This window comes from Enterobacter cloacae complex sp. 2021EL-01169 (assembly GCF_020733125.1).
In the GTDB taxonomy this organism is placed as follows: Bacteria; Pseudomonadota; Gammaproteobacteria; order Enterobacterales; family Enterobacteriaceae; genus Enterobacter; species Enterobacter roggenkampii.
In genome coordinates, this window is record NZ_JAJFTC010000007.1 from 89,251 (window position 1) to 103,559 (window position 14,309).

At 57.9% G+C, this 14,309-nt stretch carries 13 protein-coding genes; 8 read left to right on the plus strand and 5 right to left on the minus strand.

Translation table 11 applies throughout. The annotated features are described in order from the left end of the window. Window positions 1-208: 208 nt before the first annotated feature. The 4 genes from LLF79_RS17250 to LLF79_RS17265 are packed head-to-tail and all read left to right on the plus strand — an operon-like array spanning window position 209 to window position 4,955. Window positions 209-2,080: an amidohydrolase gene (locus tag LLF79_RS17250; protein WP_045371529.1), complete on the plus strand. Its 1,872-nt coding sequence runs from the start codon at window positions 209-211 to the stop codon at window positions 2,078-2,080. Then, entirely contained in the window at window positions 2,080-2,487 is a 408-nt protein-coding gene (locus LLF79_RS17255) for a DoxX family protein (RefSeq protein WP_045371527.1), read from the plus strand. The genes LLF79_RS17250 and LLF79_RS17255 overlap by 1 nt, the downstream gene beginning before the upstream one ends. After that, window positions 2,484-4,103, plus strand: coding sequence for an MFS transporter (locus LLF79_RS17260; protein ID WP_227879977.1), 1,620 nt, complete (start codon window positions 2,484-2,486; stop codon window positions 4,101-4,103). Before LLF79_RS17255 ends, LLF79_RS17260 begins: the two co-directional genes overlap by 4 nt. Window positions 4,104-4,133: 30 nt before the next feature. Further along, window positions 4,134-4,955, plus strand: a complete 822-nt coding sequence (locus tag LLF79_RS17265; RefSeq protein WP_227879979.1) for an alpha/beta fold hydrolase — start codon at window positions 4,134-4,136, stop codon at window positions 4,953-4,955. Window positions 4,956-4,996: 41 nt separating this feature from the next. Here LLF79_RS17265 and LLF79_RS17270 read toward each other — a convergent pair whose 3' ends face one another. Together LLF79_RS17270 and LLF79_RS17275 are read right to left on the minus strand one after the other, a co-directional pair. Continuing rightward, on the minus strand, window positions 4,997-6,391 hold the full coding sequence (locus LLF79_RS17270; RefSeq protein ID WP_045409318.1) for an MFS transporter: 1,395 nt from the start codon (window positions 6,389-6,391) through the stop codon (window positions 4,997-4,999). Window positions 6,392-6,441: 50 nt separating this feature from the next. Continuing rightward, window positions 6,442-7,530 carry a cellulase family glycosylhydrolase gene (locus LLF79_RS17275; protein ID WP_227879981.1) on the minus strand — a complete coding sequence of 363 codons (1,089 nt, stop codon included), beginning with the start codon at window positions 7,528-7,530 and terminating at the stop codon, window positions 6,442-6,444. A 185-nt stretch (window positions 7,531-7,715) separates the two neighbouring features. On the opposite strand from LLF79_RS17275, the gene LLF79_RS17280 reads away from it, so the two are divergent. Next, window positions 7,716-8,723 carry a LacI family DNA-binding transcriptional regulator gene (locus LLF79_RS17280; RefSeq protein ID WP_227879983.1) on the plus strand — a complete coding sequence of 336 codons (1,008 nt, stop codon included), beginning with the start codon at window positions 7,716-7,718 and terminating at the stop codon, window positions 8,721-8,723. Here LLF79_RS17280 and fosA read toward each other — a convergent pair. Beyond that, the gene (gene fosA / locus LLF79_RS17285; RefSeq protein ID WP_227879984.1) at window positions 8,709-9,134 is read right to left on the minus strand and encodes a FosA/FosA2 family fosfomycin resistance glutathione transferase; all 426 of its coding nucleotides are present in this window, start codon (window positions 9,132-9,134) and stop codon (window positions 8,709-8,711) included. The two genes, LLF79_RS17280 and fosA, sit on opposite strands and share 15 nt — an antisense overlap. Window positions 9,135-9,333: 199 nt before the next feature. Here fosA and trpS point away from each other — a divergent pair, with 199 nt between their 5' ends. Continuing rightward, on the plus strand, window positions 9,334-10,335 hold the full coding sequence (trpS, locus tag LLF79_RS17290) for a tryptophan--tRNA ligase (protein ID WP_227879992.1): 1,002 nt from the start codon (window positions 9,334-9,336) through the stop codon (window positions 10,333-10,335). Between the two features lie 43 nt (window positions 10,336-10,378). Here the strand turns inward: trpS and LLF79_RS17295 are convergent, their stop codons facing one another. Beyond that, complete coding sequence (locus LLF79_RS17295) at window positions 10,379-10,834, minus strand: SymE family type I addiction module toxin (protein WP_227879996.1); 456 nt, start codon at window positions 10,832-10,834, stop codon at window positions 10,379-10,381. Window positions 10,835-11,134: 300 nt separating this feature from the next. Between LLF79_RS17295 and LLF79_RS17300 the strand changes: the two genes are divergently transcribed. Together LLF79_RS17300 and LLF79_RS17305 are read left to right on the plus strand one after the other, a co-directional pair. Further along, the gene (locus LLF79_RS17300; RefSeq protein ID WP_227879999.1) at window positions 11,135-12,007 is read left to right on the plus strand and encodes a phosphorothioated DNA-binding restriction endonuclease; all 873 of its coding nucleotides are present in this window, start codon (window positions 11,135-11,137) and stop codon (window positions 12,005-12,007) included. A gap of 25 nt (window positions 12,008-12,032) precedes the next feature. Then, a complete protein-coding gene (locus LLF79_RS17305; RefSeq protein ID WP_227880001.1) occupies window positions 12,033-12,692 on the plus strand; it encodes a winged helix-turn-helix domain-containing protein in 660 nt (219 codons plus the stop codon). A 311-nt stretch (window positions 12,693-13,003) separates the two neighbouring features. Here LLF79_RS17305 and LLF79_RS17310 read toward each other — a convergent pair whose 3' ends face one another. Continuing rightward, complete coding sequence (locus LLF79_RS17310) at window positions 13,004-13,936, minus strand: hypothetical protein (RefSeq protein ID WP_227880003.1); 933 nt, start codon at window positions 13,934-13,936, stop codon at window positions 13,004-13,006. Between the last annotated feature and the right edge of the window lie 373 nt (window positions 13,937-14,309).

Below are 14,309 nucleotides of genomic sequence, written 5' to 3' on the forward strand. Positions count from 1 at the left end.
AGTGGTTAAGGGTAGAAATCGCCGCGAGCGCCGCGACGATAAAGTCACCTTCATCCTGCGGTTTTCCCTCTCCGCGCGTAATTATCTCTTCGTATAGTTAACCTAAGGTATAGTTATACTTTGGTATACCTATCCTATTGTATAACTGGATCTTTGCCGAAACCGGTTCCCATAATCCTGACCATTCCCCTCTCAGTCAGGAGCAGTTATGGTTACCCTCGGTAAAGCCGATCTCATTCTGGTTAACGGCCAGTTTCACACCGTCGATCGCGAAAACCCCGTCGCGGAAGCCGTTGCCGTGCGCGACGGAAAATTTCTGGAAGTGGGTACCGTCGCCGAGGTGATGCAGCACCACGGCGACGGCACCAAAGTGGTCGATCTGAAAGGCCACACCGCCATCCCCGGCCTCAACGACTCGCACTTGCACCTGATTCGCGGCGGGCTGAACTACAACCTCGAGCTGCGCTGGGAAGGCGTGCCCTCCCTGGCCGACGCCCTGCGGATGCTGAAAGAGCAGGCGCTGCGCACCCCGTCGCCGCAGTGGGTGCGCGTGGTGGGCGGCTGGACCGAGTTCCAGTTTGCCGAGCGCCGCATGCCAACCCTGGACGAAATTAACGACGCCGCGCCGGATACCCCGGTCTTCATCCTGCACCTGTACGACCGCGCCCTGCTCAACCGCGCCGCGCTGAAGGTGGTCGGCTACACCAAAGACACGCCAAACCCGCCGGGCGGCGAGATCCAACGCGACGCCAACGGCAACCCGACCGGGATGCTGATTGCCCGTCCGAACGCCATGATCCTCTACGCCACGCTGGCCAAAGGGCCGAAGCTGCCGCTGGAGCAACAGGTTAACTCCACCCGCCAGTTCATGCGCGAGCTGAACCGCCTGGGGCTGACCAGCGCCATCGACGCGGGCGGCGGCTTCCAGAACTACCCGGAAGACTACGAGGTGATTGCCGAGCTGCACGAGAAGAAGCAGATGACCATCCGCATCGCCTACAACCTGTTTACCCAGCGTCCGGGCCACGAGCTGGAAGACTTTGAAAAATGGACCGACATGCTCACGCCGGGCCAGGGCAGTGACTTCTTCCGCCACAACGGCGCGGGCGAGATGCTGGTCTTCTCCGCCGCCGATTTTGAAGATTTCCTCGAGCCGCGCCCGGATCTCGCGCCGGGCATGGAGGACGAGCTGGAGCGCGTGGTGCGCCACCTGGTGGAGCACCGCTGGCCGTTCCGCCTGCACGCCACCTATAACGAATCCATCAGCCGCATGCTGGACGTCTTCGAGAAGGTGAACCGCGACATTCCGTTCAACGGCCTGCACTGGTTCTTCGACCACGCGGAAACCGTCACCCAGGCCAACATCGACCGCATCAAAGCGCTCGGCGGCGGCATTGCCGTGCAGCACCGCATGGCCTTCCAGGGCGAATACTTCGCCGAACGCTACGGCATCGAAGCCACCCGCCACACGCCGCCGGTGGCGAAAATGCTCGAGACCGGCGTGCCGGTGGGCTTAGGGACGGACGCCACCCGCGTGGCGAGCTACAACCCGTGGACCGCGCTCTACTGGCTGGTCTCCGGCCGCACCGTCGGCGGGATGCAGATGTACGATCACAGCGCCCGACTGGATCGCGATACCGCCCTGATGCTCTGGACCCAGGGCAGCGCGTGGTTCTCCAGCGAGCAGAACCAGAAGGGGCAGATCAAGGTCGGCCAGCTCGCCGATCTGGCCGTGCTGAGCAAAGACTACTTCCGCGTGCCGGAAGAGGAAATCAAGGGCATCGAGTCCGTTCTCACGGTGGTCAACGGCGATATCGTCTACGCCGTGGGCAGCTTTGGCCCGCTCGCGCCGCCGGCCATTCCGGTCCTGCCCGAGTGGTCCCCGGTGGTCAAGGTGCCGGGTCACTACCGCAGCGCGCCGCCGCAGGCCGCCCGCGTGGGCATGAGCGCCGTCCACCACTGCAGCGGCCCGTGCGGGGTTCACAGCCACCAGCATGACTTCGCCCGCACGTCAGCGATGCCGGTGTCCGACGATAACGCTTTCTGGGGGGCGCTGGGCTGCAGCTGCTTTGCATTCTGATGAAAAACACCACTATGCCGCCCCGGGTCGACCTGGGGCTGTTCTTCCTGCGCCTGACCGGCAGCCTGCTGCTGCTGTACGTGCACGGCCTGCCGAAGGTGCTGCACTTCAGCGAAGAGCTGACGCGCATTGAAGATCCGTTTGGCTTCGGGCCTTACGCCAGCCTGATCCCGGCGATTGTCGCCGAGGTGGTTTGCCCGCTGTTGATCATTGCGGGCGTCTACACCCGCCTGGCGTGCCTGCCGATTATCGCCGTGCTGCTGGTGGCGATGCTCGCGGTCCACCCGAACTGGTCGATTGCCGAAGGGCAGTTTGGCTGGCTGCTGCTGATTATCTTCACCACTCTCGCCCTCACCGGGCCGGGCCAGTGGCGGCTGCAGCGTAAGGCAACGGAGAGGTTCGCATGACCCAGGTTAACGACGTTCGCGACGCACACGTTGAGACGACGCCCGCGCGGGCGGTTTCGCCCTGGCAGCCGCTGAGCCAGCCGGTGTTCCGCATGCTGTGGATCGCCACGGTGGTCTCTAACGTCGGCTCATGGATGAGCGACGTCGGCATCAACTGGAGCATGCTGACCCTGAGCGCCGATCCGCTGGATATCGCGCTGGTGCAGGCGGCCAGCAGCCTGCCGATGTTCCTCTTCGCCCTGCCGTCCGGGGTGATGGCGGACATCGTTGACCGGCGTAAATACCTGCTCTTCTCTCAATTATGGGTATTCATCGCCGCCGCCGGGCTGACGGTGCTCTCCTTCACCGGACACGTCACCCCTACCGTGCTGCTGGTGGCGACGTTTCTGCTGAGCGTGGGGGCGGCGATGAGCTCGCCGCCGTTCCAGGCCGTGGTGCCCGATCTGGTGAGCAAGCCGGAGCTGGGCGCCGCCGTGGCGCTGAACTCGCTCGGGGTGAACATCAGCCGGGCGATTGGCCCCGCGCTGGGTGGTTTCCTGCTGTCGCTCGCCGGGCCGTGGATGGTGTTTGCCCTGAACGCGCTCTCCGTGGTCGGCGTGGCGTGGGTGCTGTGGCGCTGGCGTCCGGCCCCGTCCATTCAGCGTCTGCCGCCGGAGCACTTCTTCTCTGCGGTGCGCACCGGCATCCGCTACGTGCACGCCGCCCCGGTGCTGCGCAACGTGCTGGTGCGTACCGTGGCGTTCTTCGTTTTCGGCAGCGCGGGCTGGGCCCTGCTGCCGCTGGTGGCGCGCCGCGAGCTGGGCTTAGGCCCGGCAGGCTACGGCGTAATGCTGGCGTGCATTGGCCTGGGGGCGATTGCGGGGGCCATTCTGCTGCCGCGCCTGCGCCAGCGGCTGAACGCCGACCGCCTGATGGTGGCCGCGAGCCTGGTCTTTGCCCTCACCATGCTGGCGCTGGCGTTTGTGCGCCACGTCTGGCTGCTCAACCTGTTTGAGTTCTTCACCGGCTTCGCGTGGATTGCGGTGCTCTCGACGCTGAACCTCGGCGCCCAGCGCAGCGCCGCCCGCTGGGTGAAGGCCCGCGCGCTGGCGGTCTACCTGACGGTGTTCTTCGGCTCAATGACCACGGGCAGCGCCATCTGGGGGCAAATCGCGTCGCAGTTCGGCACCCCGACCGCGCTGGTGGTCGCCACGCTGGGGATGGTGCTGGCGAGCGCCACCGTGTTCCGCTGGAAGCTGGAGAAAGACCCGGACCTGAACCTCGACCTGAGCGGCCAGCCGCTGGACGGCGTGGAGATCGACCTGCCCAACGAGCGCGGCCCGGTGCTGGTCTCGCACGAGTACATCATCGACCCGCACAACGCAAAAGCCTTCCTGGAGGCGGTACACGAGCTGCGCCGGGTGCGCCGCCGCGCCGGGGCGATGAGCTGGGCGGTGTACGAGGATATTGAGCGCCCCGGCCTGTTTATCGAGACCTTCCTGATGGGCTCGTGGATTGAGCATCTGCGCCAGCAGGAGCGCCACACCATGAATGACCTCCTGCTGCAGAGCCGCGTTCTGGCTTTTCATCAGGGCACAACATCACCGGCTATTCGCTATCTGGTCGCGCCGGTATAACCCTAACCATCACCTGTACAGGAACACACTATGGCAACGTTTAAGGCAAAAGACGGCACGCAGATTTACTACAAGGACGGCGGCGCGGGCAAACCGGTTCTCTTCAGCCACGGCTGGCCGCTGGACGGCGACATGTGGGACAGCCAGCTGAACTACCTGGCCGAGCGCGGCTTCCGCGCCATCGCCTTTGACCGCCGCGGCTTTGGCCGCTCGGATCAGCCGTGGAACGGTTACGACTATGACACCTTTGCGTCCGACATCAACGACCTGATCACCACCCTGGACCTCCAGGACGTGACGCTGGTGGGCTTCTCCATGGGCGGCGGCGACGTGACCCGCTACATCAACAACTACGGCAGCGCGCGCGTGGCCGGTCTGGCGCTGCTGGGCGCGGTCACGCCGATCTTTGGTAAATCCGATACCTTCCCGCAGGGCGTGGATCAGAGCGTGTTCGACGGCATTCGCGACGGGCTGCGCAAAGATCGCGCCCAGTTCATCAGCGACTTCGCCACCCCGTTCTACGGCATCAACGCCGGGCAGACCGTTTCCGCCGGTGCCCTGACCCAGACGCTGAACATCGCCCTGCTGGCGTCCCTGAAGGGCACCATCGACTGCGTGACCGCGTTCGGCGAAACCGACTTCCGCCCGGATATGGCGAAAATCGACGTGCCGACGCTGGTTATTCACGGCAGTAACGACCAGATCGTGCCGTTTGAAAGCACCGGCAAGCTGGCGGCAGAGATGATCAAAAACGCCACGCTGAAGGTGTACGACAACGCGCCGCACGGCTTCGCGCTGACCCACCAGGACCAGCTTAACGAAGATCTGCTGGCGTTTGTGAAGTCGCTGTAAGTCTTTAAAAGCGAAGCCTGATGGCGCTTCGCTTATCAGGCCTACAAGGGCTGGTCCTGTAGGCCGGGTAAGGCGCAGCCGCCACCCGGCGCTTTCGCAGACGCGTTGCGCTCCGCCAGCAGCCGACAAATCTCCGCGTGCTTCTCCTCGGTAAAGGTAAAGCGCGACATAAAGCCCATGCGGATCAGCGACCCTATTGCCGGCAGCAGACAAATCCCGAAGAACAGCCCCGACAGCACGCCTTGGCTCTGGATTTGCGCCTGCGGCACGTAGCCGATCATCGTCAGAAACACGCCGATTAACCCACCGCCCACCGCCACCGACATCTTGCCGGTGAAGGTCTGCCCGGAGAAGGTGATCGCCGCGCAGCGCTTGTGGGTGTGGTACTCCGCGTACTCGATGGTGTCGGCAATCATCGACGAGGTGAGGATGTTGGTCATCATCACGAACAGCGTGCTCAGGCCAAGCAGAATAAACAGCATCGTCACCTGCTGATACCCGACAAACCACATCACCACGCGCACCGCCACGTCCAGCCCGCAGAGGATCATAAACAGCTTCCGCTTCTGCATTCGGCGCGTCAGCATCGGCGCGACCAGGCACAGCACCGCCGCCACGATCCCCATCACGCCAATCGCCATCTGCAGGCTGCCGTCGCCCAGATTGTTGATAAAGAAGTAGATGTAGAGCCCACCCGCCACGTTGTGGAACACGCAGAAGAAGAACGACAGCAGGACGATAAACAGCGGCTTGTTCTGGCGCAGGTTGTGGAAGGTGTCGCGGATGGTCACCTTTTCCGGGCTCGGCGGCACGCGCTCTTTGATCTGCATAAAGCCGTTGAGCATCAGCGGCAGGCCCACCAGCATCATCACCAGCGCCGCCATAAAGTAGCCTTTGTCATTGCTGTACTGGGCGAAGAACGCCGCCAGCTTCGGGAAGAAGATGTTGGCGCAGGCAATCCCGGCGTTCACCCCGAGCATCGCCGCCGTCACCGCGCGGGTGCGCTGCCCGGAGTCGTTGGTCATCACTGACGACATCGACCAGAACGGGATATCGGAGATGGCGTACAGCGTCCCCCACAGGATGTAGGTCACCCCGGCGTAGAGGATTTTGGTGGTCATGTCCGCTTCGATTTTATAGAACGACAGCAGCGTGACGCCGGTGATCAGCAGCGGCGCGATCAGTAAAAAGTGGCGAAACTTGCCGAACCGGCTGTTAATGGTGTCCATAATGCTGGCAAACAGCGGATCGTGAACCGCGTCCCACGCGCGGGCAATCAGGAAGATGGTACTGGCCGCCAGCGCCGAGATCCCCAGCACGTCGGTGTAAAAATAGTTAATAAACGAACCCACTAAACCAAAGCTAAAACACTGACCTAAACCATAGCCAAAATAAGACCACAGCTCGCGAGACGGTATTTTCATTGTCATTGCCATTGTTATATGCCTGCCTGGTTGCCCGGCGGTCGGCCGCCGGGTCGATATTATTAGTCCTGCGCCTGCGGGGCGATCTTGCGCAGCTGCTGCATCAGGGCGATTTCACGGCGCGAGAACGGAATGCCGTTCTCCTCGAACACGTCGTGGAACCAGAGGCGGCAGTAGTCCGTGGACTCCTTCATCACCACCGGCCACGGCAGCCACGTCTGGGTTTTGCCGCGCACCAGCCCCCACTGGTACGGCGCGACCTTCGCCGCGTACATCAGCGGAAGCTGCTCTTCGATGGTGCTGCCCACGTGCCGCGCCAGCCATTCGGTGCAGAACAGCGGGCGACCAAGCTTTTGCAGCTGCTGGATAATCGCCGTCATCCGGCCGGTGTGGGTGTAGGCGTGGAAGCTCACCACGTCCGAGAGCGCCAGCGCGGTCTGGTCCAGCGGATGCCGGAAGAACGTCTCGCCCTCCTCTTCCGGCGGCAGACGCCACGCGCAGACGGTGAGCGGCTGGGTCGGGTCTTCTTCACGCACCCACTGGAACGCCAGCTTCATCAACTCGTGCGCGCAGGTCTCCAGCTTCGCGTCGTACTGCACCTCCTGCGTGCCCGTCGCGAAAATACCGCGGTTGCCCGGCTCGTTGTAGAGATCCCACAACAGCACGCGCCTGTCGTCGCGGAACTGGCGCACAACGTCGCGGATGTAGCGCTCAATGTCTGCCCAGCAGTCGGGATCGCACACCTTGTCGCGCCCCGGGCTCGCCGCCGCCTGGCTGTTGTGCTTGCCCGGCACCGGCGGCTTTTGCGGGCCGAGGTACGGCTCGTCGCCGGAGAAACCGCAGTCGTCCATCAGGGTCAGCATGGTGCTGAACCCGTGGCCGTCAGCAATCGTCAAAAAGCGGTCGATGCGCGCCATCAGCCCGTCGCGGTCGTGCTCCCAGACGATAAACGGCAGGTTGATGCGCAGGGTGTTGTAGCCCGCCTCCGCCGCCCAGCCCAGCTCGCGCTCGATGGTGGCGGCATCGAAGGTCTCTGCCTGCCAGATATCGGTCCAGTTCACCGCCGTCGACGGCAGATAGTTAAACCCGCACAGCCAGCCCTTCTGCTGATACCACGCCTGTGCCTGCTCCCTGCTCCACTGCTCTTTCATTACGCGTCCTCTTACTGATAATATTTAGCTAATAAATATTAGTTGCGGGATAAATGCGCAATTTCTCGCACGAAGAAAAGCGATGTCCCTCACAAAGTTCGCGCTTCGATGAATGAGAAACGTGATCGACGGCGCTAAAGCGTGCGGTTAGGGTATGATGCGAATTCGCGAAAGGGAGAGGACGGATGAAGCGAAAAACAAAAGTGACGATGAACGATATTGCGCGGGCGGCAGGGGTGTCGCAGGCGACGGTATCGCTGGTGCTTAACCAGTCCCGCAACATCAAGCTCAGCGACGACACCCGCCAGCGGGTCATTGGCGTCGCCACCGAGCTCGGCTACGACCGCCTCCCCGCCGTTCACGCCCCGCGCAACCAGGAAGAGATCGCCCTGCTGGTCAGCTCGCTGCAGAGCTTTGACCCGTTTATCGACGCCATCAGCCAGGCGCGGGAAGCCGCGTGGCGCAACGAGACCCTGCTCACCGTCTACGACTACGGCGACGACATCGAGCTGGCGCTGAACATCATCCGCCAGCTGGAGAAGCGCAACTGCATCGGGATTGTCCTCGCCTCACCGGTCACCACGCTGGTGGACATGACGGCCTTCCAGGACTGCACCCGCATCCCGCTGGTGCTGCTCAACCAGCGCGACCCTGGCTCGCCGCTGCTGCCGTCGTTTATCCCGGACGACTACGCCAACGCTTTTCAGGTGACTAAACACCTCATCGCCTGCGGGGCGACGCGCATCGCCCACATCACCGGCGAGAGCTGGATGGAGGCCTCGCGCCAGCGCCTGGCGGGCTACCAGGCGGCATTACAGCAGGCCGGACTGGCGTGCGACGACGGCCTGGTGCGCCAGACCAACTGGCAGTTCAGCGAGTCCTTTACCGCGACGGCTTCCCTGCTGGAACTGGCCGAGCGCCCGGACGCCATCTTCTGCGCCAGCGACTGGCTGGCGATTGGCTGCTATCAGGCGCTGGCGGTGAACGGTGTACGCATCCCAGAGGACATGCTGCTGGCGGGCTACGACGACCAGAAGATCTCCGAGCAGCTCACCCCGCCACTGACCAGTATTCAGCTGCCCTACAGCGAGCTGGGACGGCTGGCGGTGGAGTACCTGTGCAATCAGGAAGATGCCGCCACGCACGTGACGCTGGCGGGCAGGCTGAAGGTACGCGCCTCAAGCCCCGTCTGAGGTAAACACCATCCCCGCGTAGGGCTTCTCGCGGCACGCCGCCAGGCGCGCGGCGAGACTGCCCACGTGCAGCTCCAGCTTGTGCCCGTCCGGGTCGAGAAAATAGAACGACGCCCCCGCGCTTTTGTTCTGCTTCCAGACGGTGACGCCCGCCTGCTCCAGCTTGCGCGAGAACGGTTCAAAATCCTCTTCCGCCACGGTAAACGCGTAGTGGGTGTAGTCGCTCTCCTGCGGCGGCACGTACCGGCGCGCCTCGTCGTACGACAGGCAGACCCACAGTTCGCCGCAGGTGAGATAGGCCCCGGTATTCCAGCGGGCGTGCAGGGTCAGCCCCAGCAGCGCGTGCCAGAAGGTGACGCTTTTTTGCAGGTCGCTGACCGCGAGGGTCAGATGGTTGAGTGATTGCAGCATGACGTGCCCTTTTGTTTTTCGCGCCGGACGTGGTACGGTAAAAGCATGAACATAAACCACGCCGTGCTCACCGTAAACCGCTGGTGGCTGCCTTCTTAAAGGCGGCACGGAGTAGTTTTCCCCATTTTCAGATAGCCGCCGAAAGGCGGCTTTCACTTTTCTAAGACCCCTTTCGGCCACTGCACATTAAGGAGTCTTTATGAACGCACCCACCATCCTCACCGGCGATCGTCCAACCGGCCCGCTGCACCTCGGCCACTTCGTCGGATCGCTGCGCCAGCGCGTGGCGCTCCAGCACACGCACAACCAGTTTGTGCTGATTGCCGACCTGCAGGGGCTGACCGACAACGGCAGCAACCCGCAGAAAATCCGCGACAACATCCCCGAAGTGCTGGCCGACTACCTCGCCGCCGGCATCGACCCGAACCTGACCACGATCTGCCTGCAGTCCGCTCTGCCCGCCCTCGCCGAGCTGACGATGCTGTATATGAACATCGTCACCGTCGCCCGCGTGGAGCGTAACCCAACGGTGAACAACGAGATTGCGCAGAAGGGCTTCGCCCGCTCGCTGCCGGTCGGGTTTATGGCCTACCCCATCAGCCAGGCGGCGGACATCACCGCGTTTAAGGCCGAGTGCGTGCCCGTCGGCGACGACCAGCTGCCGATGATTGAGCAGACCAACGAGATTGTGCACAAGATGAACAGCCTGCTGCCCGCCCCGGTGCTGCGCCACTGCAAGGCGATGCTGAGCGACACCAGCCGCCTGCCCGGCATCGACGGCAGCGCCAAGATGTCGAAATCGCTGGGTAATACGCTGCACCTTTCGGCCAGCGAAGAGACGATTCATCGTGCCGTCAGCGCCATGTACACCGACCCGAACCACCTGAAGGTGAGCGACCCGGGGCAGATTGAGGGGAACGTGGTGTTTACGTACCTCGACGCGTTTCATCCGGACAAGGAGAAAGTGGCGGCGATGAAGGCGCACTATCAGGCAGGCGGGCTTGGGGACCGGGTATGTAAGAACGAGCTTGAAGCGTGCCTGCAGGAGTTGATTGCGCCGATGCGGGAGCGCAGGGCGAAGTACATGCAGGATAAGGGGGAGCTGATGGCGATGCTGAAGCGCGGGACGGAACGGGCGCAGGGGGTGACGCAGGCGACGTTGAGGGAGGTGAAGGTTGGGCTGGGGGTGCCGGTGTTTTGAGAACGATATAAATAATAATCCCGGCGCAGGGCCGGGATTATTATCAGGCGTTGCGCTTAATCACCGGAATATCGCCGGTGTCGTTCAACGCTCCTGGAAACGTTTTTAACCACTGGGCGACTTTCTGTTTATTTATATTCACCACGCTCATCCCTTCCAGGCATCCCCATAATTCTCTTGTATGCTGTGGCGTAATCACGATGCAGTCTTTCATGGCGCGGATTTTTACCGGCATGCCGTTGATAAAGCCTGCACGGGTTAACCAGTCACCGCCAAGCAGAAGGTATTTCATGTCGATGCGTGCATACAGTTCGCAGCAGGCAGCACTGTCTTGCGGCGTTTCCGCTCGGGGATGAATGGGGGCCGCATTGGTCTGGTTGCCGTGAAGCCGGCGGGCGCTGTTTTTGTGTACCAGCTCGCGGTTTTCAATCATGTCGGTGAAAGCGTCTGATTCTGTTTTGCAAACAGTAAACTCTGGCTTAAAATTCGTCGCAGCCATATACAACTCCTATCAAGTTGGTTGTGGTTAGCGGTATGGGGGTGTTGCAGCACCTTCATATCGCGAATTGTTCATTAAATATTCTTCATTATTTCCTTTGCCGTTCGGCGTAATTTCTGGTGCTCATTATACCGTGCTGAATATAAATACAGCGGTTTGGTGCGGGGTAAATTTGAAATTTGCGAGGGGGATTCAGGAAATAGTGTTGTGTGCGGTAAGCTCATGTTTTTGTTGATTGTGGGTTGATTGGTTTGGGTTTTGCGAGCATCATCGCAATTATTTACCTTCTTCCGTAACGCGATGGCTTCCAGCAAAACTCTCGAACAGGCAATTGCCGATATCACCATCTGGCGCAAAGGCGAACAGCGTGCGCCGCATAAGCCTTTATTGCTTCTGTACGTGCTGGCGAACTATCAGCAGGGGCATGCGCGACTGTTTGATTACGGTAAGGAAGTGCGCGATCAGCTGCACAGCCTGCTGGAACGTTTTGGACCACAGCGTGCACAGTACCGTCCTGATATGCCGTTCTGGCGTTTACAAGGTGATGGCTTTTGGGAACTACAAAACGCAGAGCGCTGTTCCACATCAGGTACCAGCAAACAGCCTCCTGCGGGGGAACTGGTTGAACATCATGTTGCAGGTGGTTTTGACGAGCAGCATTACTCTCGTTTGATAAACAGTAAGAACCTCATTAACTCTATAGCTCAGCAAATCCTCGAAGCACACTTTGCCGAAAGCATTCAGGAAGAACTTGCCGACGAGTTGGGATTCGATCTCCTGCAAATTCGCAAACAGCGCGATCCTTTATTTCGACAGCAGGTATTGCGAGCCTATAACTATCAGTGCGCCGTTTGCGGTTTCAATATGCGACATGATAATACCTCTGTCGCACTTGAAGCCGCTCATGTCAAATGGAAGCAATTTGGAGGGCCATGTGAGATCGCGAATGGCTTAGCTCTCTGTGCAATCCATCATAAAGCCTTTGATAAAGGCTCTCTTGGAGTGGATGAAAACATGCGCGTTCAAATATCTTCCGCTGTAAATGGCAATAGCGTTGTATCCAGATTCTTTTGGGACTTCGCAGGAGCTCAAATTCACCTTCCACTACAGAAAGAAAATTATCCGCAGGCTAGTTATATAGAGTGGCATATACGCGAAATTTTCAAAAAGTAACTTATTCATTTTGATGGTGATAAACATGGCATTTCCAAGTTATAAAGAGATTGAAATTCCCTTACTTTTGAATATTTATAACCGAGGGGGAGAAGTTAGTTCTTCCTCGTGTTATGAACCATTGGGTAGGGAGTTCGGCCTTACCGATGAAGAAATGAGCATCTTACTTCCTGATGATAGCAACCGTCCCCAATGGAACAACATGGTCCAATGGGCGCGAAAAAAGCTTGTTGATTACAAGTATCTTCATAATGCCAAAGAATCAGGCCTTGGCATCTGGAAACTCACTCATGAGGGCATCAAAAAAGCAGAATCGCTTTCTACCAAGTTAGATATCGATTATCCAGATGATGTCCCGGAAACCTTTTATGAAGGGGCCGTAAAACAGATCAAAGTTAACATGTACGAACGTAGCAAAACAGCAAGAGACAAATGTATAGACCATTACGGCTGTCAATGTAGTGTGTGCAATATGGACTTTGAGAAAACATATGGTGAAACCGGCAAGGACTATATTCACGTCCACCATATCACCCCTCTCTCTGAGATTGGAGAGCGCTACAAACTCGATCCTGTAAATGATCTTCGCCCTGTCTGTCCCAATTGCCATGCAATGATCCACAGGCAAAAACCCTCACTTACTATTGAGGAACTGAAGTGTATAATGACCAAAGTGCAGCAATAGATCAGAGTAGAATCTCAATCACTATGGGTCTTTCAATCCCTCATTTAATATGGCTGTAATACAATTATCCAGTCAATTGCAGGCCTCATAAACATAATCATAAGGGCAGTTTCGGCAGGGGAGGAAATCCGATGTTAGCCCTTATAGTTGTCATTGTGATGGTGCATAGCTACTGACTCGAATGAACGTTAAGGCCGTAATAATTTATCTTAACGATCAAGAAATTGTTCTTCCGACTGTTCTACAGCTGATTATTATCAACCTACCAATTGCAATCACCCTATGGATTGTCTGGGACAGGATTCAGAGGATTATCTTATCCAGTCGTTAATGCTACGGCGACGCACTCGTTTATTTGCCATTATGATGGGCTTACCCCAACTAAATAATGACGCTGACAAACGTATCTTATCCCCACGAAAAATACATTTGCATAAACCAATTATTGATTTATGTAATGGGGGCTCAAGATCCGATTCTAGTGGATAGCCTTCAGGGTAAGTTCGGCGTTCGAACCAGTAAACAATACGGGAAACTAGAAACATACTTATCGCAATGGCTCCAAGGGTAAAGGGCATCGAGTACCAGCGTGATACGGACTCGAAATTGTTTACGAAGACGTCTAATCCATACATTTTTATGATCAGGGCACCACCGATGAAGAAGCCCGGTAACATGTTTAGTATAAAGATTAACATCATCAACGAGGCCAGACGTTCCGGAACATTAGCCTTCATCTCAGCGGCAGTGTGATCGATAGGATGGCTCTGTCCGATAATCCGTCCACTTAGCTCAACATTGACGTGGGGATTGCCAGTGACGAAGAGCGGAATCACCAAATAATCCTCAGAATTGAGGCAATCGAAATGTATTTGCAGCTGCTGATCGGTAAGCTGCTGGCAGGAGCAACGCACTTCTTCTTCAACCGCTAGAATGCGACTGCCGACGAATTTTGTTTTACCACTTACTTTAACGATAAGAGGTGCTGTTGGGAGAAAATCATTTTCTACCACAGGCAATGTGCCACGATTCCAAATTAACAATCCAATGACATAAATGCCTTTTTCTCGAGTCCCGTCTTCTGCAGTAATATAAAAGGGGATCTCTTTGGGCAACTCTGCAACGATACCACGCGCAATGATGCGCCCCTCCAACTGACGCTCTGGGCGCTTTTTTTTCTGCCCCAGCGTCAGGATAAGCCGTAAAAATGAACTAAGCGGGGAAACAATCTCACCTAAAGACATTATCAATCTCCACTATTGAACCCTACTTAGAATAGATAATTCTCGCTTTGAAAACAATAAAAAACGCAGAAGAAATAATCATGTTGTAAAAAAAAAACGAGAACCTCCGCTCTTTAGGACGTAAGAAGCAATCCCTAGTGAGAGAAGAAATGTCGGGTTAACATCACTGCGTGATAATTAATTAGATCGGTTTTTAATAGTTTTCGCGGCAGACATTCTGACTGAAAGTGATGATGTGGGCTGGAGTGAGGTTTGTCTGGCTGTAAATGGAACGCTGGCTAGGTAGATATTGTGGTACAGCTTAGAGAGCTATAATTTATGAGTAATAAAAGATAAAGGACTAAAGTGATGAGGAGAGCATCCATGCCTCCTC

Excerpts from the sequence above, each read along its gene's own strand:
- LLF79_RS17250 (WP_045371529.1), top strand. The coding sequence starts at position 209 with ATGGTTACCCTCGGTAAAGCCGATCTCATTCTGGTTAACGGCCAGTTT.
- LLF79_RS17255 (WP_045371527.1), top strand. The coding sequence starts at position 2,080 with ATGAAAAACACCACTATGCCGCCCCGGGTCGACCTGGGGCTGTTCTTC.
- LLF79_RS17260 (WP_227879977.1), top strand. The coding sequence starts at position 2,484 with ATGACCCAGGTTAACGACGTTCGCGACGCACACGTTGAGACGACGCCC.
- LLF79_RS17265 (WP_227879979.1), top strand. The coding sequence starts at position 4,134 with ATGGCAACGTTTAAGGCAAAAGACGGCACGCAGATTTACTACAAGGAC.
- LLF79_RS17270 (WP_045409318.1), bottom strand. The coding sequence starts at position 6,391 with ATGGCAATGACAATGAAAATACCGTCTCGCGAGCTGTGGTCTTATTTT.
- LLF79_RS17275 (WP_227879981.1), bottom strand. The coding sequence starts at position 7,530 with ATGAAAGAGCAGTGGAGCAGGGAGCAGGCACAGGCGTGGTATCAGCAG.
- LLF79_RS17280 (WP_227879983.1), top strand. The coding sequence starts at position 7,716 with ATGAAGCGAAAAACAAAAGTGACGATGAACGATATTGCGCGGGCGGCA.
- fosA (WP_227879984.1), bottom strand. The coding sequence starts at position 9,134 with ATGCTGCAATCACTCAACCATCTGACCCTCGCGGTCAGCGACCTGCAA.
- trpS (WP_227879992.1), top strand. The coding sequence starts at position 9,334 with ATGAACGCACCCACCATCCTCACCGGCGATCGTCCAACCGGCCCGCTG.
- LLF79_RS17295 (WP_227879996.1), bottom strand. The coding sequence starts at position 10,834 with ATGGCTGCGACGAATTTTAAGCCAGAGTTTACTGTTTGCAAAACAGAA.
- LLF79_RS17300 (WP_227879999.1), top strand. The coding sequence starts at position 11,135 with ATGGCTTCCAGCAAAACTCTCGAACAGGCAATTGCCGATATCACCATC.
- LLF79_RS17305 (WP_227880001.1), top strand. The coding sequence starts at position 12,033 with ATGGCATTTCCAAGTTATAAAGAGATTGAAATTCCCTTACTTTTGAAT.
- LLF79_RS17310 (WP_227880003.1), bottom strand. The coding sequence starts at position 13,936 with ATGTCTTTAGGTGAGATTGTTTCCCCGCTTAGTTCATTTTTACGGCTT.